General features: G+C 57.2%; 13 protein-coding genes and 1 other RNA gene. 4 read left to right on the top strand and 10 right to left on the bottom strand.

Features of this window, described 5'->3' with window-relative positions; translation table 11 throughout:
* Positions 1-21: 21 nt before the first annotated feature.
* Complete coding sequence (locus J3P96_RS24330; protein ID WP_434653733.1) at positions 22-7797, top strand: DUF637 domain-containing protein; 7776 nt, start codon at positions 22-24, stop codon at positions 7795-7797.
* On the top strand, positions 7794-8156 hold the full coding sequence (locus tag J3P96_RS24325; protein WP_434653732.1) for a hypothetical protein: 363 nt from the start codon (positions 7794-7796) through the stop codon (positions 8154-8156). The genes J3P96_RS24330 and J3P96_RS24325 overlap by 4 nt, the downstream gene beginning before the upstream one ends.
* Before the next feature lie 229 nt (positions 8157-8385).
* Here the strand turns inward: J3P96_RS24325 and J3P96_RS24320 are convergent, their stop codons facing one another.
* Positions 8386-8562 (bottom strand): hypothetical protein, encoded by a 177-nt coding sequence (locus tag J3P96_RS24320; protein ID WP_434569872.1) that lies wholly within the window; start codon positions 8560-8562, stop codon positions 8386-8388.
* A 121-nt stretch (positions 8563-8683) separates the two neighbouring features.
* Positions 8684-9253, bottom strand: coding sequence for a hypothetical protein (locus J3P96_RS24315; RefSeq protein WP_434653731.1), 570 nt, complete (start codon positions 9251-9253; stop codon positions 8684-8686).
* Between the two features lie 216 nt (positions 9254-9469).
* Here J3P96_RS24315 and J3P96_RS24310 point away from each other — a divergent pair, with 216 nt between their 5' ends.
* Together J3P96_RS24310 and J3P96_RS24305 are read left to right on the top strand one after the other, a co-directional pair.
* Entirely contained in the window at positions 9470-10303 is an 834-nt protein-coding gene (locus tag J3P96_RS24310) for an oxidoreductase (protein WP_434653730.1), read from the top strand.
* A 23-nt stretch (positions 10304-10326) separates the two neighbouring features.
* Positions 10327-11256 carry an AraC family transcriptional regulator N-terminal domain-containing protein gene (locus tag J3P96_RS24305; protein WP_434653729.1) on the top strand — a complete coding sequence of 310 codons (930 nt, stop codon included), beginning with the start codon at positions 10327-10329 and terminating at the stop codon, positions 11254-11256.
* Between the two features lie 86 nt (positions 11257-11342).
* Here the strand turns inward: J3P96_RS24305 and J3P96_RS24300 are convergent, their stop codons facing one another.
* From J3P96_RS24300 to J3P96_RS24265, 8 genes are all read right to left on the bottom strand, one after another.
* The gene (locus J3P96_RS24300; protein ID WP_434653728.1) at positions 11343-11648 is read right to left on the bottom strand and encodes a HigA family addiction module antitoxin; all 306 of its coding nucleotides are present in this window, start codon (positions 11646-11648) and stop codon (positions 11343-11345) included.
* Positions 11649-11656: 8 nt separating this feature from the next.
* Positions 11657-11935: a type II toxin-antitoxin system RelE/ParE family toxin gene (locus J3P96_RS24295; protein ID WP_434653727.1), complete on the bottom strand. Its 279-nt coding sequence runs from the start codon at positions 11933-11935 to the stop codon at positions 11657-11659.
* A 351-nt stretch (positions 11936-12286) separates the two neighbouring features.
* Positions 12287-14614 carry a restriction endonuclease subunit S gene (locus J3P96_RS24290; RefSeq protein WP_434653726.1) on the bottom strand — a complete coding sequence of 776 codons (2328 nt, stop codon included), beginning with the start codon at positions 14612-14614 and terminating at the stop codon, positions 12287-12289.
* Complete coding sequence (locus J3P96_RS24285) at positions 14611-16080, bottom strand: N-6 DNA methylase (RefSeq protein WP_434653725.1); 1470 nt, start codon at positions 16078-16080, stop codon at positions 14611-14613. Before J3P96_RS24285 ends, J3P96_RS24290 begins: the two co-directional genes overlap by 4 nt.
* An 88-nt stretch (positions 16081-16168) precedes the next feature.
* Positions 16169-18535: an EcoAI/FtnUII family type I restriction enzme subunit R gene (gene hsdR, locus J3P96_RS24280; RefSeq protein ID WP_434653724.1), complete on the bottom strand. Its 2367-nt coding sequence runs from the start codon at positions 18533-18535 to the stop codon at positions 16169-16171.
* 184 nt (positions 18536-18719) lie between these two features.
* Positions 18720-19607 (bottom strand): hypothetical protein, encoded by an 888-nt coding sequence (locus J3P96_RS24275; protein ID WP_434653723.1) that lies wholly within the window; start codon positions 19605-19607, stop codon positions 18720-18722.
* A 574-nt stretch (positions 19608-20181) separates the two neighbouring features.
* Positions 20182-20575, bottom strand: a transfer-messenger RNA (tmRNA) gene (gene ssrA, locus J3P96_RS24270).
* A gap of 93 nt (positions 20576-20668) precedes the next feature.
* Positions 20669-20959: a hypothetical protein gene (locus J3P96_RS24265; RefSeq protein ID WP_434569869.1), complete on the bottom strand. Its 291-nt coding sequence runs from the start codon at positions 20957-20959 to the stop codon at positions 20669-20671.
* Between the last annotated feature and the right edge of the window lie 45 nt (positions 20960-21004).

The following is a 21004-nucleotide window of genomic DNA, read 5'->3' as shown; positions in this document are numbered from 1 at the left end:
CGCTGCAACGAGACCTTGATCATGGACGACCGCCAATACGCCTTCCTGGCCCGCCAGCCTTCCGCTGCCCTGAAAACCCGTGACGCCTTCTGGGGCATGCCCAAGCGTGGGCTGGCGTTCCTGTTGATCAATGTCATGTTCTGGCAGCCGCTGTGGGCCCAGGCCGAGGGCATCGTCGTCAGCGCTCCGGGCACCAGTCTCGGCCAGGCCGGCAATGGCGTGCCGATCGTCAACATCGCCAAACCCAATGGCAGTGGCCTGTCTCATAACCAGTTCAAGGATTACAACGTCGGCAGCAACGGCGTGATCCTCAACAACGCCACCAAACCCGCCCAATCCACGCAGTTGGGCGGGGTCATCCTCGGCAACCCGAACCTCCAGGGCACGGCCGCCAAAACCATCCTCAACGAGGTCAACGGCGGCAGCCCCAGCCAGTTGCGCGGCTACACCGAAGTGGCGGGGCAGTCGGCTCACGTCATCGTCGCCAACCCTTATGGCATCACCTGTAACGGCTGCGGTTTCATCAATACGCCGAAGGCGACCCTGACCACGGGCAAACCGATCATCGAAAACGGCCAGGTGGGCCGCTATCAGGTGGACCAGGGCAGCGTCGCCATTGAGGGCGCGGGCCTAAATGCCAACAACGTCGACCGCTTCGAAATCATCACCCGCAGCGCCAGAATCAATGCCGAGATCCAGGCGAAGAATCTGACCATCGTTGCCGGGCGCAACGACGTCAACGCCGACACGCTCGACGCTACCGCTCGCGCCGACGACGGCAGCACCCAACCGGAGCTGGCCATCGATTCCTCGGCCCTGGGCGGCATGTACGCCGGCACGATCAAACTGGTGGGCACCGAGGCCGGCGTCGGTGTGAAGCTGGACGGCAAAATGGTTGCCAGTGGTGGTGATATCCAGCTTGATGCCAATGGCCGTCTGAGCCTGGCCGAGACAGCGGCGACCGGGGCTGTCGATATCCACGCCAAAAGCCTGGAAATCCGTGGCCAGGTGTACGCCGGCACTCGACTCGAGGCCAACACCCAGGGTGACCTGACCAGCCAGAAAAACCTGGTGGCGCGCGACAGCATCCGCCTGGACAGCGGCGGCACGTTGACCAACAACGGTATTGTCGAGGCCGGGGTCAACGCCGATAACAGCCGAAATACCGGGGGCGATGTCACCCTTACGGCAAGGCAACTGAACAACGCCGGCAAGACGGTCATCGCCAGTCGCGACCTGACCGTCACGACCACCGCGGCGCTGAACAACCAGGGCGGCACGCTTAGTGGCGGGCGCAAGACCACGATCACCGCCGACGTTGTGGATAACCGCAACAAAGGCCGGATCCTCGGCAATAGCGAACTGCAGTTGAACGCCAATCGGGTCCTGAATGCCCAGGGCGGGCTGATCAACAGCCAAGGGACTCTGATCGCCCATCTGGGCCATCTGGACAACAACTCGGGCGAACTCTCCAGCCTGAACAGCGCGACCCTGATCCTCGGCAGCCTGGACAACCTGACCGGCCTGGTGATGGCCGGCAGAAACCTCGACATCACCAACACGGGCGCGATCAACAACCAGGGCGGCGAGCTGTCCAGCCAAGGCGCCATGAGTGTGCGCACCGGCAGCCTGAGCAACCGCGACAAGGGCACCGTCGCCGCCAACGACACGTTGTCGGTCACGGCGACAGGCCAGGTGGACAACGCCCAGGGCGGGCTGATCGCCAGCCGTACCGCCGGCATCGAACTGGATGCCGGGCGCCTGGACAACGCCAAGGGCACGCTGCAAGGCCAAGGGCTGGTGACCGTGGATGTGGCGGGCGACATCGATAACCAGGGCGGCAGCATCATCGCTCGGGACGCCGACCTGAATGTCTTCGCAAACAATCTGGACAACCGTGGCGGCGTACTGTCCAGCGTCAAGGCCGCGCTCCAGGCGCGGGCCACAGGTGTGCTGAGAAACGGTTATGACGCGAACCGTCAGGGCGGCACGATCCAGGCCCAGGGGCTGTATATCAAGGCCTTGGCCGGGCTGTTCAACGACGGTGGGCGCATCGCCGCACAAGCGGGCGATGTGGTGATCGATAACGCCGGTGTGGATGTCGACAACCGCAACGGCGGGATCTACGCCGTTGGCAACCTCCGAGTCATTGGCCGCGCACTGGACAACAGCAGCGGCGGACAGGTCAGCGCCAATCGCATCGACCTCGATCTCTCGGGGGCTCTGAACAATAACGCCGGCATTATTGAAAGCCAGGACAGCCTGGATATCCTGGCCGCCAGCCTGAGCAGCCAGAAGGGCCAACTGCGCACCTTGGGCAAGGCCAGCACGACGGTATTCCAGATTGGCGGCCTGTTCGACAACAGCGACGGCACTTTGGAAACCGCCAGCCAGGATGTGGGCCTGGACACCGGCAGCCTGCATAACGTGGGTGGCGAGTTGTTGCACACGGGCCTGGGATTGTTCGGCATCAGCCAGGCCAACCTGGGGCAGGCCGGCGGTCGCCTGGTGACTTACGGCAATCTGACCGTGAAGGCTGATCGCTGGACCAACAGCACCGCGATTCAGGCCGGGAAACTGGTCGTTGAAGTCGACCAATTCACTCAGACCGCCACGGGCCAGTTGCTCAGTACCGATAGCATGGTGGGCCGTGGCACCGACTGGCGCGTCGACGGCCTGGTCGGCAGCGATGGCGCCATCGACCTGCAACTGACCGGCGAATATGCCGGTAATGGCCGCCTGAGCAGTCTCGGCAGCTTGGGGCTCAACGCCGCGCTGATCAATCTGGAGGCGGGCGGCAGTATTGCCGGCGGCGACAGCACAACCGTCGTGGTCGATGGCGTTCTCAACAGCTACGGTCGGCTGACCTCGGCGGCGGACATGAGCGTCACTGCCGCCACCATCAACAACTACGGCACGTTGGGCAGTGCTGACGGACTCGGCGTATCGACCGGCGACCTGCTCAACGAGCACGGATTGATTTTCAGCGGCGCCGATACCCGCCTGCGGGTAAACAGCCTGACCAACCGTTACGCCGACATCTACAGCCTGGGCAACCTGAGCATCGATCGCGACGGCCTCGGCACCCGCGCCCGCAGCATCCTCAACAGTTCCGGTACGTTGCAAAGCGACGGCAGCATGCGCCTGGCGGCCAGCACCATCGACAACGTCCGCGAGGTATTGACCTCCCATGACGCCGGCATCTACACCGCCTCCATCAGGGAAGTGGCCTGCCTCGAAGGCGTCAACGCCGGTGACTGCAGCGGCGGCAAGGAAAACCACGTCTGGCAGATCGTCCAGCGTGACAAGTTCGAAGTCACCGCGGCCAGCGCCGCTTCCAGCATCACCACCGGCGGCAATCTGGATATCCAGGGCGACAGCCTGACCAATCGGAGCAGCAGCATTGGCGTCGGCGGGGCACTGACCGCCAACCTCGTCAGCCTGGACAACATCGGTATCGAGACCGGTGAGATCGAAACCTCGCGCACCTTTATGTCCGAACGTACGCGCAGTCCGGGTGGCTGGCGCGCCGCCGCGAATGATTTCACCAACAGGTACTGGTTGCAGAGCCCGGGGTACAACGTCAACGACCTGGGCGGCCTTGAAGCGGCGATGAGTCGTTTCATCGGCATGACCGAGCGTGAGCTGCCCCAGTTCCGCACCCAGACCAGTACCACCGATAACCAGACCTATGCCGCGATCATCCAGGCCGGTGGTGCCGTTGATGTTCGCACCCAGGGCAACGCCGACAACAGTGTCGTGCGCGGGGGCTACAACTACGTCGGTGCCGGGCCGCGTACCGATACCCAGGCGGACACTGCATTCTCGACCCGCATCAACGTCAATCGGCAGCTGCCGCCGGACCTGACCCAGCAGCAGGTCGATCCGCTCACCTTGCCGGGCTTCGATTTGCCCACCGGGCAAAACGGACTGTTCCGCATGAGCGGCGACGGCTCGGCCACGCCGACCCAAGGCGCGGGGCTGACCCAAGTGCGTGGCCTGCCGGACCGTTCGTTCCAGGCCAACCCGCAAAAATACCTGATCGAGACCAACCCGGCGCTGACCGACCTGCGCCGGTTCATGAGCTCGGACTACCTGCTGACAAATCTGGGCTACGACCCGGACACCGCCGCCAAGCGCCTGGGCGACGGTTTCTACGAGCAACGCCTGATCCAGCAAGCCGTGATCGCCCGCACCGGCCAGCGCTTCCTCGACGGCCAGACCTCCGATGACGGCATGTTCAAGTACCTGATGAACAACGCCATCGCCAGCAAGGACGCGCTCAAATTGTCGTTGGGCGTGAGCCTCACCGCCGAACAGATCGCGGCCCTGACCCATGACATCGTCTGGATGGAAACCCGGACGGTGAACAACCAGCAGGTGTTGGTGCCGGTGCTGTATCTGGCCCAGGCCAACCATCGGCTGGCGGCCAATGGTGCGTTGATCCAGGGCTCCGATGTAAGCCTGATCGCTGGTAAGAACCTGAGTAACTCCGGGACCTTGCGCGCCTCAAGCAACCTGAGAGTCGCGGCCGGCGACAACCTGGTCAACAGCGGTTTGCTGGAAGCGGGAAGTCGCCTCGAGGCGCTGGCCGGCAAGGACCTCACCAACAGGGCCGGCGGCATCATTACCGGGCGGGACGTCAGTGTCGTTGCCCTCACGGGCGACGTGATCAACGAACGTACCGTCACCACTCACGAAAGCAGCAGCGGCTACCGCACCGAACGCACCGACTTCATCGACAGCGCGGCCCGCATCGAAGCGGAAAACAACCTGACCATCAGTGCCGGGCGTGACATCAACAACGTCGGCGCAGTGCTGAAAAGCGGGACCGACACCACGCTCAATGCCTCGCGCGATGTCAATCTCGTCGCCGCCGAACGCATCACCAGCGGCACTCGCGGCCGGCATCGTGATCAGGACATCAAGCAATACGGCTCCAGCCTCGACAGCGGCCGCGACCTGACCGCCAACGCCGGCCGCAACCTCCTCGTCGTCGCCAGCCAGATCGACGCCAAGCGCGACGTCACCCTCGCCGCCAAAGAAAACCTGACCATCGCCTCGGCTGCGGATGAACAGCACTCTTACGGCAAGAGCAAGAAGGTCACCAGCCAAGAGGATCATGTCAACCAAGTAGCTTCGACGGTCAAGGCGGGGCGCAACGTTGCCGTGAGTGCGGGGCAGGACCTGGCGCTGATTTCCAGCAAGGTCAACGCTGCTAACGAGGCCTATTTCGTGGCGGGTGGCAGGCTTGAGCTGCTGGCTGCGCAAAACAGCCACTATTCGCTGTACGACATGAAGAAAAAAGGCGGGTGGGGGAGTAAGAAAACTCAGCGGGATGAGGTGACCAAGGTTACGCATGTGGGCAGCCAGATCACCACGGGCGGTGACCTGGTATTGCTCAGCGGGAGTGACCAGCGTTATCAGGCGGCCAAGCTGAACAGTGGCAATGACCTGACGTTACAGAGCGGCGGTTCGATTACCTTCGAGGGCGTCAAGGACCTGAGCCAGGAAAGCCATACAAAGAGCGATTCAAGTCTGGCTTGGAACTCGATGAAGGGGAAAGGCCACACCGACGAAACCTTGATTCAAAGCCAATTGCAGGCTCAGGGGAATGTGGCCATCAAAGCGGCCGATGGCTTGAAAATCGATATCAAGCACATCAACGAGAAAACCGTCAGCCAGACCATCGATGTCATGGTCAAGGCTGATCCCAAGTTGGCGTGGCTCAAGGAGGCCGAGCAGCGAGGGGATGTGGATTGGCGGCTGATAAAGGAAACCCACGAGTCGTTTAAATACAGCCATTCGAGCCTGGGCCAGGGCGCGATGCTGGCGATCATTATCATCGTTACCGTGCTGACGGCGGGTACTGCAACCGCCGCTACAGTCGGCGCCAGTGCTGGCAGCGCTGCTGCTGGGGCGGCAACTGCCGCAGGTGCGTCAGCTGCCACGGCTGCGACTGTAGGCGCTGCTGCATCGGCCGCCGCAACGGCGAGCTTTTCGGCAGCAGTCGCGCAAACGGCGGTCAGTACGATCAACAACAAGGGTGATCTGGGGGCGACCTTCAAGGACGTCTTTTCGTCAGACAACCTGAAAAACTACGTAATCGCCGGGATCACGGCCGGTTTTACCAAGGGCGTCATCGACCCCGCGCTCGGCGGCAATACGGTGCCGTTCAATAACCTCACGAAGGGTTTTGATTTAAATACGCTTCAAGGCGTGGGTGGCTTTGCGCTGCATGCCGGGGCTCAGGGTGTTGCGGGAGGCATCATCAAGACCGCCATCAATGGCGGTAGCCTCGGTCGGAACCTCAGTGATGGGTTGGTCTATCAGGCAAGTACCATCGCAGCGGCCACAACGTTCAATTTTGTCGGTGGTTATGCCCAGGACCATTGGCAAACCGCGAAGAATGCGGGCGATACCACAGGCATGACCATGTGGGCCGAAGGCGGCGTCGCTCGTACTGCCATGCACGCATTGGCGGGAGGAGCGATCTCCAGCGCTACCGGTGGCGACTTCAAGACCGGCGCCATCGCGGCGGGTGCCAGCCAGGCCATGGCTGGAGAACTTAATTCGATTTTCGATACACAGCCTGATCTGCGACAAGCGGTTTCTCAGGTTGTCGGTTTGACGGCCGCTGGTCTTGCTGGCGGTGATGTCGAGAAAGCCTCTTGGGTCGCGTTGATGGCTGACGAATACAATCGTCAGCTTCACCAGAAAGAGACCGTTGCACTTGAGAAACTGCAAAAGGAAACACCTGAAAAATCTTATGAATTGAAAGCGGCTGCGTGTGCTCTGGTTCATTGTTCCGCCTCGGTTCCGGTGGACGATCCAAACTACCAGGCGGTCAAAGCGCTTGAGGCGGACGGCAAGGGATTCTCAGGTGCGCAAAGCGCGCTGATTGCAACCGGTGCCTATGACGAATATTCGAAGTGGGACCAGGCCAATGACGACCTGCTGGTAAACGATAAGGAGCTCAGACAGTCGTCCCAGGCAAGCCGCGCGGTACTCGGCGCGATAGGGGCCGCGGCAGGATTCGGCGGCGCGATACTTTCCACGCCCGCTTGTATCACCGGAGCCGGTTGCGCTATACCTGCGTTCTCCGGTCTGGGCGGCGCAGCGTCGTTTGTCGATGGGTGGCAGGCCACCGGGCAGCTGTTCGCTCCTTACGATTACACGCAAGGAAGCAAGGTACTCGCGTCCTTCGACAGCGCAACCTATCCAGGCGACGTAAACCCCCTCCGCGACTATGGAACCGAGGCCGCCAAGGCCGCGATGGAAATAGCGTTGCTCAAGGGCGCAGGGAAATACCTTGATGGGAGTGGGGCTTCGGTACTGGTTTCGGGGGTTAAAGGGGGTGGAGCAAAAGTAACGGCGGGGTCAGTAGAAAAGCAAGCGACGCCTAGTTTTCCCAATCAGTTTCCAGACCACCCAACAGGTGTTCCAACACTTATCTCAGATACGAAGTTGACTCAAGGCGCAGGAAAGTACAATTATATTGTTCTTGAAGATGGTCAGTTAGTAATAGGACGAAAATTTAATGATGTAGGTGGTGGTCATATTGATCTCGCGAATGGTAAGCCGGTTATTGCTGCGGGAGAGGTAAAAATTGTGAACGGCAATGTTAAATATATTGATAACACATCAGGGCACTATGAACCCTCTGGTCCCGCTGCTCAAGCCGCAGCAGAAAATGCATTTTCTAAAAAAGGGCTTGATGTGGGAGGTAAGTACATAGAAAAAGTATGGGTGTCTGATCCTGCTGACACCAGAAAGGGTGCCTGGGTGCCTAAATGAATGAAGTCATTAAACAGTTTGATATTCTTTGTGATGTGGCTGCGGCCGCCTTTGGTGAAGAACTAGAGATTTCCTACGAGACGTCTTTACTAAATATTTTGGAATTTGTTAAAAAAAATCCGGAGTATAAAGAAGATTTCATAGAGAGATTTAAGTTGATTTTAATGTCTGGGGGCTCGCCATTTGAAGTTGTGGCATTTTGCATGCGTGAGCTTCAATGGTACGAAATTAAAGAATTTGTAATTTCAAAGATGAATCCTTCGGACGATCCTCGTAGTGAGGCCCTGCGAAGCACATTAACCGCCTATGATGAATTTTGGCCTGATGCGGATCTTTATCGCTACTATGGCGCAGACTAGTTGGTGCAGGCGAAAAGCGGGATGGTTGTGGAAATCAGCGCTGAGGTTGATGGCTTTAAAACGTTGTCGGCGGATTTTCCAATTTCATGTTGTATAAGCTTAAGTATGGTAAAGGTCTAATCGACTGGCGCGCAGATAACTAATCGTCGAAAGACCCTAATAAGCTTGAGTGAGGGACAGACCACATTCCTACCCAATTTCTGCGATAAAAACGTGGTCTGCCGCTTTTTCAGGCCTTGGTCGACTGAGTGAAAGCCCAAGCAAACACGATAACGGCAATGACGGGTCTGATCAGATCCGTCGCTGGCGCCTGACCGGTAAACACCCCGAGGCCGAAAAATACGAAGGCCGCCAGAGCTGCGAGAACACCCAATGCTGAAATCCAGCGGAAATATCGTGGGAACATCACATCAATCCTTTACAAAAAATTAGTACAGACCAGGTTTTATGAGTAAGAGGCAACGGCTTCTTCGATAAAACAGGATGTGTCTTCGTTATCCTATGTATCTTTTTTTTCGGGTCAGATTTCAATTCGTACCCACAGGCACGCTCACCTCTTTGCGCTCACCCGTCGCGGAAATTTCATACACCTTCATGATGTAGTTATCCGCGATCACCGTTTCAACGAGATAGTTCTTTTGCGGTCGTGGTGTGAATACCAGCGGAGCAGGCTGTGGTGTTATGCCGTAGCCGAACAACGTATGCATGGGTATGCCATTGAGGGTAGCGATCTGCCTTTTCACCGACGCACTCACTTTCAGGGGCTTTTCGGCCTCTACCAGCGTATCGATGCTGTCCGTGCCACCTGCCATTTTCTTCAGGTAACCCGGTATGCGCTTGAAGTAGCCTGCATCGTAGACAGGCTCGCCAGCGGAAGACATGGCGTACTCGACCGCGTTGGCAGGACCCAGCGAATAGCTGACGGGGTGATCACCCGCGCCGCCGAGGGTGCGGAAGGTAAGGCTTGCATGATGCTCATCCGCCGCCAGTGGAACTACTGGCATGGAAGAGGGTTGAACGCTCGCTTGGCGGCTGCCACAACCGGTTATTGCAAAAGCGAGAGTCACTGCTAATGGAACAGCAAGATATGTTTTCATTCGATCCATGAACTGAATGGGAGATTTCAGGGCTTGTGAAGCGGGCCCAGTATACCCGCAGAAGCCTCGGCTGAGGCATGTGAGCCTAGGGTAGGGCGCTGGCGGCGATGCCTCTGACGCGCTGATAGGAATAGGCAATGCCCCAAGGCAAACCGGCATAGGAGGGGCATTTTTCGCTCGCTACCATGGCTACCTGTTCATCCATTGGAGTTCACCATGCCCAGTCGCAAAACCCTATTCATCACCGGCGTGAGCAGCGGCTTGGGTAGCGCACTCGCGCAAGAGGCAATTGCAGCAGGCCACAGTGTCATCGGCACGGTGCGCAATGAGGCGGCGTTGCAGGCCTTCGAGTCGCTGTCCACGGAGCGTGCCCATGGCGTTATCCTGGACGTCACCGAGTTCGATCGAATCGACGCCGTTGTGGCGGCGACGGAGGCTGCCCACGGCCCGGTCGATGTGCTGGTCAACAATGCCGGCTATGGCCACGAAGGCATCTTCGAAGAGTCGCCACTGGAGGAAATGCGTCGTCAATTCGACGTCAACGTGTTTGGCGCGGTGGCGGTGATCAAGGCCTTCGTGCCGTATTTTCGCCAGCGCCGTGCCGGTCATATCCTCAATATCACTTCCATGGGCGGCACGATTACCATGCCGGGCATCTCTTATTACTGCGCGAGCAAGTTTGCCCTCGAAGGTCTCTCCGATACGCTGAGCAAGGAACTGCTACCGTTCAACATCTTCGTGACGGCCGTCGCGCCCGGCTCGTTTCGCACCGACTGGGCCGGCCGTTCGATGCAGCGCACGGCGCGGAGCATTGCCGACTACGACGCCAGTTTCGATCCGATACGTAAAGCGCGCGTGGAGAAAAGCGGCAAACAACTGGGCGATCCGCGGAAAGCGGCGCAGGCCATGCTGCAGATCATTGCCAGCCCGACACCTCCCGCGCATTTGCTGTTGGGCAGTGATGCGTTGAAGCTGGTGCGGGAAAAGCTGAGTAGTGCCGCCAGCGAGATTGATCAATGGGAAGCGCTGACCCGTTCGACCGACAGTTGAACGGCCGGCAAAAGGGGACGTCGATGACTCAGGCCGCTGCGCGCATGGTGGAGTTGATGGAACAGCTCGCACCGGTGGAAGGCTACAACCTCAGCGCGCTGGACGACGTCCGCTTCCTGCGTTCGAACCGCCCCCTGACGCGCACGCCGGTGCTGTATGAACCCGGCATCGTGATCCTCTGCCAGGGGCGCAAGCGCGGTTATCTGGGCGATGACGTCTATGTCTATGACGCCCAGCATTACCTGGTGGTGTCTGTTCCCGTTCCATTCATCATGGAGACCGATGCCAGCGCCGCGGAGCCCATGTTGGCGGTCTACATGCGCCTCGACTTGCAACTGGCCAGCGAACTCATGTTGCAAGTGGACGAAACCCACTGCCCCAGCGACGCCCAGCCCAAAGGCATGTACGCCTCGCCCATGGATGAGCCGCTGCGCGCCTCGACGCTGCGCTTCCTGGAGGCGATGAGCCGTCCGGGCGAGGCGCAAATATTGGGCCCGTCTCTGATGAGGGAAATCTACTATCGAATCCTGACCGGCGAACAGGGCGGCTCGATGCGCGCCGCCCTCAGTCGCCGGGGACATTTCGGCAAGATCACCCGGGCGATACGCAAGATCCACAGCTGCTACCACGAACATCTGGACGTCGAAACCCTGGCCCAGGAAGCCGGCATGAGCGTCCCCAACTTTCACCTGCATTTTCGCAACGTGACGGGCGCATCACCCATGCAGTACCTGAAGTCGACCCGCCTGCACCAGGCGCGGTTATTGATGCTGCGCAACACCATGAACGCCTCGACGGCGGCGTTCAGTGTCGGCTATGAAAGCGCCTCGCAATTCAGTCGCGAGTTCAAGCGGATGTTTGGCCGGACGCCGCAGGCCGAGGTGGAATGGATGAGGGCGACTTATGCGTTGCCGGAGGGGGTGGCGGCGTCGGGGTATGTTTCTTCGCATTAGGGGTAGGGTGGTGGTTGTGATAGGGGGGACAATCTTTAAGGTACAAAAAAGGCACTGGCGGTAATCGCCCAATGCCTTTTTGAAAGCTACGCGCAGTGAGGAATTTTCTCCACTTCCCTGTAGATTTGCTCCCCTTTGGCAATCTCAGCCGTGCGTAAATCATATGCAGTCTGCAGATTCAGCCAAAACTGTGCCGATGTATCCAATGCTACTGCCAAGCGCAAAGCGACATCTGCACTCACGCTACGGCGCATTAATACGATGTCATTTACCGTCGGCGCTGATACATGCAAAGCCCTTGCAAGCGCGGCGGCCGTAAGGCCAAGCGGTTCCAGATACTCCTCCTTGAGAACTTCTCCAGGGTGTATGGGCCTCATGCCATTCTTAAACATGACTCACCTCAGTGATAATCCACGATTTGTACATGTTCGGGACCGTTGGCCCCCCAGACGAAACAGATTCGGTACTGACCGTTAATCCGGATGCTGTGTTGGCCTTCCCTGTCGCCATGCAACTGCTCCAGCCTGTTTCCAGGCGGGGAGCGCAGATCGGTGAGATCGACCGCTGCGTCAAGCATGCCGAGCTTTCGCTCCACTACTGAAAGGATCGCTGCCCAGTGTCGGGTTTTGCCCGTTTCAAAGAGAATCTGGGTGTCGGCGCATCTGAAGCTTCTGATCAATGCTTAACGTTATTCGTTAAGGCGAGTCTACGGCGTTTGCTGGAATTCTCAACCTGCTGAGGAGGGGCGTGTGGGTAGGGAAGGGTAATACAGCGCGGGTTTTTCCGACCCATGCCTTCGAGTCGAACGACTCAGACATAAAAAAGGCACTTGCGATAGACGCTAAGTGCCTGATCTCTATAGCTTGCGTGGGCCGGGGTAATTTGAACTGAGTTGTTAGGTATTTGATTTAATTGATTAATATGAATTTGTATTTTTCTTTGGAATACCAGCTGGAATACCGCGAGAAGTAGGAGTAAGCCGCATGCTTCGTATCCGTATCTTGCAGAGCACGGCTAAAAAGGCTTCTGTTTACTCGAAACCGGGCAAGCTGAGCATGCCGCCTGTGGTGCGTTTGCCAAAGCCGGTGGGTATTAGAATTTTGTGCTTCTTCATCTTTGCGAGTACCGCTAACCATTCGGTTTTTCCAAAGCGCAGCTTGGTGTCGTTCCAGCTATGCATGACTTCGTCCACGATGGCGTCATCGGTAACCGGGCGGCCTTCGAGAATAAAGTCGTTCCAGGCGGCATAGAGCGTCACGGTCATTTCGCAACGATCTGTATCCCAGTCCCGCATTAGTTCGATGACCTGCTCAATGGTGGCCTGCTCAGCGACCGACCAGGCGCTGCTATATGCCTGCCGATGCTGCCCTGCTTGAGAAAGGGGGCGATAAGCATGGCCAATAGTCTCGCGCTCGAAGCGCTCATACCATTGATGGTTTTGAAGCTCGGCTTCGACCTTAGTCATCAACTGGCGATCGTGGGGACCGGCTGCGTCGCGCAGATAGTCACCTTGGATAGCATTGAGCCTGGCTACGTGTTCGGCCAAGTAGATCACTTTCTGCAACTTGCGTTGGCCGAATGTACGTTGGCCATGTAGCCGATGAGTGATTTCTGCTGCGAGGAGGGTACGAGCTATTTGCCGATCCGTGGCAATTTTAGCCTGCTGACCATTTTCGGTAAGGGCCCGCTCGACGAGAGTCCTGGCCAACTGTTCGTTGAGCTCGCGGGCTTGGGTTAAGCGGGCTTTGAGTTGGTCGCAGAGGGTCATCAGTTGATCGACTTTGGCGACGATACGATGTTGTTCGGCTAGTGGCGGGATAGGCAGCACGAAGCTCGTCAGGCTTTCCTGATTGAGTTTGGGCATTTTGATTCGATTTTCAGCGACCCGGACCTGCTCGAGAAAAACCTCAGACAGAATTTCTTTAAGTAGAAATTCCGAGCTGATGAAAGCATCTATTGGGTACATATCCGCACTACAAAGCCCGTCGAAATCAACCAATACGGCCTTAGAAAGTGACGGGCGGATCTTCGAGTAGACGATCTGTCCGGCAAAGAAGCGACTGTTAGGGCCTTTGACGCCAGAGTCTTTCACTGTTCTGTTGTCAGTGAGGCGGCCGGTGCCTTTCTCAATGCAGTCAGGGGCGATCTGGCGTAATGATGGGAAGTCCTCCGGGCGAACTAGCTCGCCTTTAATTGCGCAGATATTCCCAAATCTCGTCCATGCCCAGCTGCTTGGCAGGTCGAAAAGGACCTCGTCATCCTCAATGTCCGCCAGCGGCTTCTGCTTCTTGAGCTTCCCTTCCGCCACCAGCCGCACCTTTTCCTCTGCAACGCGCTTAAGCAACTCACCGGCCGGTTCGTCGTTGGGGTCTTGCTGCACTAGCTTGCCCATCACGGCCAGTTGAAGGAGGGTCTGTTTGAGGGCGTCGATGCTGGGTTCGGTGGCGAACAACATGTGAAAATGTTCAGCCAAGCGCTGCCAGTTGGTGGCGAAGTCGGTGGCGTCGCTGGCTTGGGTCAGGCTGTCGAGCAGCGATTGCACCAGTTGGGCATGGGCGCTTTCGGAGCCGGTCTGCTGGGCTTCCAGACGGTCGCAGAGGGCCATCAGCTCATCGACTTTGGCAACGATGCGGTGTTGTTCAGCCTTAGGAGGAAGAGGTATTAGAAATTGAGCCAACTTACCGATGCTAAGCCCTTCACGCGAAACCCCTACCTGCACATCCATTACGGTCTGCTGAACCAGTTGTGAGATCAGCACCACATGAAGGAACGGCTGGATTTCACCAGAGACCGGTCGAATAATAGTCACGTGCTGACTTACGTTGCCCGTATCAAAGTCAGTTGGAACCGCGGCACACCGGCCAATAGACGCACCAGTGATGTTGAAAAGTAAATCACCTGCTTCAACATGTGTTCCCGACATTTTTTGGTGGGTTTCTTCAGTTATGAAAGCAACTTCATTGAGTCGAAGCCCTTCATTCCAAATGTTCTGAGACCGAAGGAATTTGACCCCATTTGCGACGTAAGCCTGTCTTCCACCCAATGGAGTGCTTCCGGCCCCAATTTTTTTAAGCAGAGCGTCAAGTCGTACCCACTTCCAATTGGCTGGCAATGCATATGGTTGTTCCTCTTTAGCAATCTCCGCCAGCGCCTTCTGCTTCTTGAACTTGCCCTCCGCTGCCAGTTGCGCCTTTTCCACGGCTATCCGCTTAAGTAACTCACTTGCTGGCTCATCACTGGGATCTTGCGGCACCAACTTGCCACGCACCGCCAGCTCCAGAATCAGCTCGCGCAGTTTTTTGATGCCATTGGGTGCACCGGCCAGCAGCGGCAGATTGTCGGTGAGCAACGCTGTCATACCTGGCGCTCCAGGGCTTCGGCTAGCACGGCTTTAAGTTGGTCGCGCAGGTCGCTGATTTCGCTTTGCAGGCTGGCGTAGTCGCGCAGCAGCTCGTCCGGGTCGTGGCTGACTTGTTCGCCGATATGCGGGTTTTTGCAGTCCAGGTTCCAGTTGCGCTCCTGCAGTTTTTCGATGCTTACCGGCCAGGCGAATTCGTTCTCCACCCGTGCGGCAAAGCCATCGGCTTCGTGGCCCCACCAGGCTTCCTCTACGGCGAATTCTTCAATGCGCATGGGGCGCGTCTTGGAGTAGTTCTTAACGCCGGCCGGGTATTGGTGTTCGTAGAACCACACCTGTTTGGTGGGTGTGCCTTTGGTGAAAAACAGCAAGTTGGTCTTGATGCCGGTATAGGGGTTGAACACGCCGTTGGGCAGGCGAACGATGGTGTGCAGGTTGCATTCGGTGAGCAGCTTTTCCTTAATCCGGCTCTTGATGCCGTCGCCAAACAGAAAACCATCCGGAAGCACCACGGCGGCGCGACCACCGTCTTTCAGCAGTTGCATGATCAGCACCAAAAACAGGTCGGCGGTTTCACGAGTGCGGAAGGCAGCAGGGAAGTTGGTTTCGATGCCATCTTCTTCCATGCCGCCAAACGGCGGGTTGGCAACGATGCAGTGCACGCGCTCACTCGGCCCCCAGCTGATCAGCGGCTTGCTCAGGGTGTTGTCGTGGCGAATCTGGTTGGGCACCTCGATGCCATGTAGGATCATGTTAGTGGTGGCCAGCAGGTGTGGCAGCGGCTTTTTCTCCACGCCAAAGATACTGGCTTGTAGGGTGCGTTCGTCTTCGGCGGTTTTTACATAGCGGCTGCGCTTGTGATCAATGGCACAGGTGAGGAAGCCGCCGGTGCCGCAGGCCGGGTCCATGACCTTTTCGTCCAACTTCGGATCGACCATGCGCACCATAAATTCGGTAACTGGTCGCGGGGTGTAGAACTCGCCAGCGTTGCCCGCGTTCTGCAGGTCGCGCAGCAGTTGCTCATAGAGATTACCGAACTCATGGCGCTCTTGAGCCTTGTTGAAGTCCACCCCTTCTTGAATCTTGTTAATCACCTGACGCAGCAACTGCCCGGACTTCATGTAGTTGTAAGCGTCTTCAAACACGCTGCGCACCACAAAGGCCGAGGGCGTGTTGCTGTACTCGTGCAGGTTCTGCAGTTGGGGGAACAGGTTGTTGTCGATAAAGTCCTTCAGCGCATCACCGGTCATACCTTCCGGATCGGCGGCCCAGGTACGCCAGCGGCAACTGTCGGGAATGGGCGACCGGTAGTTGTCGTCCATCAGCTCCCATTCCAGCTCGCGGTCATCGAAGATTTTCAGGAACAGCAGCCAAACCAACTGTCCGATGCGCTGGGCGTCGCCGTCTACGCCAACGTCTTTGCGCATGATGTCTTGAATGGACTTGATGGTGGAGCTAATGGACATGAAGTTATCTCAACGCGTACCGCAAGGGGGGCGAAATTCTACAGGAAAGTGTGGACGGCTGCTTTGGCAGGTCGTCGGCAGTTGGCCGTTAGCTTGCGTAAAGTTCGTCTTCCAGTTCGTGGATAGCTTTGTTGTAGCCAGCCTTGCCGCCAAAGGCTTTGACCAGCTCGATAGGCGCACCGAACTGGCTGAAGGGGTCAAGCTGAAGGATTTTGATGTCCTCGATATGCTCGATGCCGGTATCGGCGTATTTATCCAGCAATGCCTCCAGCACCTGGCGAGCGGCGCCAGAATACTTGGCGAAATAGTTGCGCTTTTTCACCTGTTCCGCCCGCTCGCGGCGTGATAGGGCAGGCTGGTCGAAGGCGACGTGGCAGATCAGATCGAACGGATCGAGCGGCTTGCCCTGTTTCTTTTCTACTTCTTCGGCCAAGGCTTCCCACATCACGCCCTGGACGGCCATCTCCTCGATGATGACTTTCTTCTGCTCGGAATCACTCCAGCGTCGGAGGAAGTCATCCAGCGAGGCGAACTGCTTTTGTACGCAGGTACGGGTGTAGTCGTGCAGCGATTCGGTGATTAGTCGGCCATCCGGGCCGTAGTACTGCACACGCTCGGCGATGACATAAATCGGGACGTTGTCGATGACGTACTTGATGCGTTTTTTGCCCTCATCTTCGCCGGTAAAATCCAGGTCATCGCCTTCGTTATCGTTGCCTGCGCTGATGCCATCTTCGTCGGCAAGCGGGTCATCCGGTGGTACGGGGGAGTCATCGCCTTCTGGGGCGTAGATCACCACTGGGTCGCCGTCGAAGGCCGGGTCGGCAAACAGCTCGGTGGCCTTTTTGAAGTCCATGATGGTGAACCAGTACTTGCCGTAGTCCTCGTTGATGCGAGTGCCGCGACCGATGATTTGCTTGAACTCGGTCATCGATTTGATGTGCTGGTCGAGCACGATCAACTTGCAGGTCTGAGCATCGACGCCGGTGGTCATCAGCTTGCTGGTGGTGGCAATCACCGGGTAGCGCTCTTCCGGGTTGATGAAGTTATCCAGCTCGGCCTTACCTTCCTGGTCATCGCCGGTGATACGCATGACGTATTTGCGATTCTCGGCCACACGCTCGCGGTTGAGGTTGACCAGTGCCTGGCGCATGCGCTCGGCGTGGTTGATGTCGTCGCAGAAGACAATGGTTTTCTGAAACGGATCGGTGGCCTTGAGGAGTTCGGTAACTTTTTGCGCCACCAGTTGGGTGCGCGCCTCGATAATCAGGGTGCGGTCCATATCTTTGAGGTTGTAGATGCGGTCTTCGATCAGCTCGCCATTCTTATCGAGCATCCCTTTGGGTGGCCGCCAGCCTTGAAGGTCTTTATCGAAGTCGATCCGTACCACTTTGTAGGGGGCGAGAAAACCGTCTTCGATGCCTTGCTTCAGGGTGTAGCTGTAAATCGGCTCACCGAAGTAAGTGATGCTGGAAACCTCTTTAGTTTCCTTCGGTGTGGCAGTGAGGCCAACGTGGGTAGCGCTGGAGAAGTAGTCGAGGATTTCACGCCAGGCTGAATCCTCGGCGGCGCTGCCACGGTGGCATTCGTCGATCACTATCAGGTCGAAGAAGTCCCGGGAGAACTGCTTGTAGATGTTCATCTCTTCATCGGTGCCGGTGACGGCCTGATAGAGCGACAGGTAGATCTCGTAGGAGGTATCGATCTGGCGTTTGGCGATTTTGGTCATCGCCTGGCCGAAGGGCTTGAAGTCGTTGTTCTTGGTCTGGTCGACCAGGATGTTGCGGTCGGCCAGAAACAGGATGCGTTTCTTCTGTTTCGATTTCCACAGCCGCCAGATGATTTGGAAGGCTGTGTATGTCTTACCGGTGCCCGTAGCCATCACCAGCAGGATACGGTCTTGGCCGCGCGCCACAGCCTCGACGGTGCGGTTGATGGCATTCATCTGGTAATAGCGAGGCATGCGCCCGGAGCCGTCGTCGTAGTAGGGCGCTTCGATATTGTGTTGGGCTGTTGTATCCAGCCCCTTCCACTGGCAGTAGCGCTGCCAAAGTTCGGCAGGGCTGGGGAATTGATCAAGGGTGAGTTCGGTTTCTACCTGGCTGCCTGTGCCACTGCGGTCGTGAAACAGGAAACCATCGCCGTTGCTGGAGAACACGAACGGTACGTCCAGCGCCTCTGCATAGCCCAGGGCTTGCTGCATGCCGGAGCCAACGGAGTGCTTGTTGTCCTTCGCCTCGATCACTGCGATAGGCAGGTTGGCTTGGTGGTAGAGGATGAAGTCTGCGCGGCGTGCTTCACCACGGCTGTGCAGTTTGCCCCGGACGATAATGCGGCCTTTGGTAAAGCTGACTTCCTCGCGCACCTGCTTGTGCATGTCCCATCCAGCTTGCTGAACGGCTGGGGCGATGTACTTGCTGCAGATGTCCCGCTCGGAAAGCGACTTTTTGTCCATAACCCCATTTCCCTTTCAAACCGGCCTGGTCGCTCCATTCCGGCACTGCTGATCGTGCTCGATGGGCGTAAATGTACCTTGTTTGATAGTGGCACGGGGGAAGATCAGATTTTGGTGGTTGAAGCTGTAGGCAAGATGAGTCGAGGCCATGACAGCGCGGGTGTTTTGCGTCGTCCCGATTCCTTTATCTTGGATCGTTCTCTGCAGCGGGTTGAAGATGGCTAGGGTGGATAGGGCCACAAGCGAATCGTTGGTACTGAATTAACTTCCGTCGGCGTACATCACCAATTTGGCGGAGCATGTTCGGTCGTTCCCGATCCATGTAGGCCGCTGGAAACAGCGCCGGATCGTAGGGGATGGCGTCCAGCACGTCGATTCCATATTCGACATAAACACGCTTGCCGAGCGGTGTCAGGGCCAAGACCTTAATTCGATGGATATGCTCTGATATGGCTCGATACCCATCATGAACCAGCAGGTCGCGCAGGTAGTGATTCGACGCGCGTAGTGCGATCTTCACTCGCACTGACTCCCGGTGCTTTCGATCCTGCCAGTAAGCGAATAGATTGAACAAACGGGACTTTAGACACGTGATCGGGTCGATGACGGCGACCTGCACACCTTCGATATCCAGGACGGATAAATACTTGAAAATCTCTTTTTTGGGCGCGCCCCCTACGCTGTCCATTTCCAGGATATCGACGATGACCTCTTTACCGTCAAGCCAGTCAATGTACGCGGCGGCAATATTGATCGTATTGTCTTCCATCTTCGCTTTGCGAAAAGGGACGCCCATCATCTGGGCACAATAATCAATAGAGTTGGGCTTGCCGATAAAGTCCAAGTCATCGCTAGTGACGAATCCGACATCCTCGCCTGTCATTTCGTCGATGAGGTATTGCCGGGCCCAAAGCGTAAGCGATTGCCCGCCTACGATCACGAGGCCGTAATCGGTGACAGCTGATTGAATTGAGGGGCGGTAGACGCGCTGAATTAGATCGAGCAGGAAAGCGAAGAGCTCTGAACGTTCAAGTAGGGCGAACGGAGCGTCTTCGTTTACCGCTTCGGGCATTAGTTGCTAAGCGCAGAGAATCGTTGTGGGCGAGCGATTGAAGCAGAGTTGCCACGAAGGGCAGCTTTGGCACGGGCAGCAGCCATTTCAAGCATCTGAGGGTCAGCTGCATAGACAGCATCAACCTGACGGTCACGTGAGCTGCTTTTAAGGCTCATCATTTCCGCAAAGCTAAGGTCTTTTGAATGCTGGTGGCCGCTGATCATGGCGAAAGTACCCATAAGGGTCAAAATAGACTTGGATTTGAGGTTAGCACACTCAGTCGGCGCAGTTACAGACAAAGAGCTGTGATTGCAAGGTATTAACCGACGAAATGCATGCTCATGGTGCCGTCCAGGTGCACAGGGCCTGCTTCACCGGCCCTGTGCACCTGGACGGCTCTTAACGGCAAAAATGGCACAATCTTCGTCTAGAAAATCATCTGTCAAGCGAAATGTCAACATGGTAGGCAATCAGGTTGGCTGGCCAGTCGGCAGATATCAACATCTGGAAAGCCTGAGTAGCCTTGAGGGGCGGTATTCACTGGATTTCAGACACAAAAAAAGACGTCCGTGGACGTCTTTAGATGATGAAGTGGTGGAGCCGGGGGGATTTGAACCCCCGTCCGCCAGTACTCCGCTGTCGGTACTACATGCGTAGCCGTGTCTATTGAGTTAACCCTCAGCGACCCGACGGGCAGGGTGCTTTGGGCGAGTTGTGTAAGTTTTAGCCGCTTCGTCCACAACGTACTGCACGGCGATTCCGTTCTATATGACAATCACTTTGGGTTTACGGACATCCCCTGGTGATTGCTGGACCCGAAGGTACCAGAAGGGAAGGGCTAAGGCTGCTTACGCAGCGAGAGCGTATTCCCCGTAGGTTTCGTCATTGGCAACTATAGGAAGTTGCAACAGTGGATTTACGAGTTCTGTTACCAACTCGGCATGCACCTAAAGTTTCGCAACCGGCGTCGAATCCTAAACGGCCCCGAACCTGGCGCTCTGTGAATCTGTAGAGCGACAGGCCTGCGTAGTGTACGCCAAAACGCATCAGGGGCCAACCCGAAGGTTGGCCCACGGCATTCAGGAGTTTTTACCGTCTTTGTTGGTCTTCTGCATCTCTTGGATGGTCTGGGTGGTTTCAGAGATGCATTTCTCGGTGCCTTCCTTGGTTTTCAAGGCTTGATGGGCCTTCGCTTGCTGAAGGCTCGCCTCGATCTGGCTTTGCGAATCCGAGCCTTGGTACTGGGTCTTGGCATTCTCAATGGTTTTGATGTTGGTGGCGCAGAGACTGTCCGAATCGCCGGCAGCAAACGAGGGTGATGCCAGCATCGAAGCAGTGACAAACAGACCTAACAGCACAGAGCGTTTCATATGTCTCTCCTTGACCCAAGGGCAGCATTTGCTGGCCATCAGGGC

This window comes from Pseudomonas sp. R3-56, from assembly GCF_051132075.1.
In the GTDB taxonomy this organism is placed as follows: Bacteria; Pseudomonadota; Gammaproteobacteria; order Pseudomonadales; family Pseudomonadaceae; genus Aquipseudomonas.
Note: the sequence above shows the minus strand (reverse complement) of the source record. Positions and strands in the feature narration are given on the sequence as shown.